Origin of the sequence: Chitinophaga barathri (assembly GCF_003807585.1) — a bacterium.
Classification (GTDB): Bacteria; Bacteroidota; Bacteroidia; order Chitinophagales; family Chitinophagaceae; genus Chitinophaga; species Chitinophaga barathri.
Genome location: NZ_RMBX01000028.1, coordinates 1 through 1,164 on the forward strand (window position 1 = coordinate 1; position 1,164 = coordinate 1,164).

1 protein-coding gene is annotated in these 1,164 nt (G+C 48.7%); it reads right to left on the bottom strand.

Translation table 11 applies throughout. The annotated features are described in order from the left end of the window. Positions 1-43 precede the first annotated feature (43 nt). A partial coding sequence (locus EG028_RS27560; RefSeq protein ID WP_123864817.1) for an IS110 family RNA-guided transposase occupies positions 44-1,164 on the bottom strand: 1,121 nt, incomplete at its 5' end.

Sequence of the window (1,164 nt, forward strand, 5' to 3'; positions counted from 1 at the left end):
CGTCATTGCGTATTCTAAGATAAAGAGACTACCAAAAAAAAATTCAGGCCGCTGCTAAATAGTTCTTATCAAAAGGCGTTTGGCGTTTTATGACAGCAAACATTCTGTAAATGAGTTTATTACGGACCACATTAATGGATCCCATTTTACTTTTTCCCATTGCTATGCGTCTTTGATAATAAGCACCCAGTTCTTTGTCATAATTGATGGCACATTTGGCAGCCAGATCCAGCAGGGATTTGAGTTTTTTGTTAGCCAGCGGGCTCACCCGCGTTGTTCCCCTGATACTGGAGCCGGAGCTATGTTCAAAAGGGGCTATACCGCAGTAGCAGGCGAACTTCCGGGCGGTGGCAAAGCGGGTAAAATTACCCGTAGCAGCCAGGATATACACTGCATTCACAAACCCGATGGCGGTGATAGAGATCAGCAACTCATAATTACGGTTCAGCGCGGGATGGCTACGGATCAGTTGCATAATAGCGGTTTCTACCCGGGCAATTTGCTGCTGTAAGCAGCTGATGATGGCCTGTTGGGTCGTGATCAGCACATCCTGTTCTTCCAGCTGGAGGAACCGTTGTTGCTCCTTCACGGTTGCCTTATAGCCTGCCTGCTGGCAGACCAGCTTATCGCGGTGGTTCATCAGGGTTGTAAGCTTTTCTACCCACTGATCAACCGGCGGTTGCGGCTTTAGCTGTTCCCGTTTTTCATGCCCATACCGGGCAATACGCGCCGCATCCACCCGGTCACTTTTACCCCGGGTAATACCGGCAGAACGCTTAATAGCCAGCCCTGGCACTGCCCGGTAAGGCCAGCCGGCTTGTTGACAGAACCGCTCGAAAGGCTTACTATACAAACCCGTGTGTTCGAAAATAAAGAAACACTCCCCGGCAGCGATCTGGTCTTGCCGGAGTTGCACTTGTAAGGCTTCAAAGCCTGCCAGGGTGTTGGGTACCTGCAGGTGCTGTCCATTGGTGTGACAAACAACGTCTAAGACCTTTTTGGAGACGTCGATACCGAAGATGTGGGGGAATTTCATAACTTTATAATTAAGTATGAAAAAATGTTGCTTGTAGCCTAAGACCTTTATTAGACCTACATTGTCTAAAATTCTAACTGGGCCTGAAGCAACGGTGGAGGAGCGGGGACTAATACGCAATATAGACC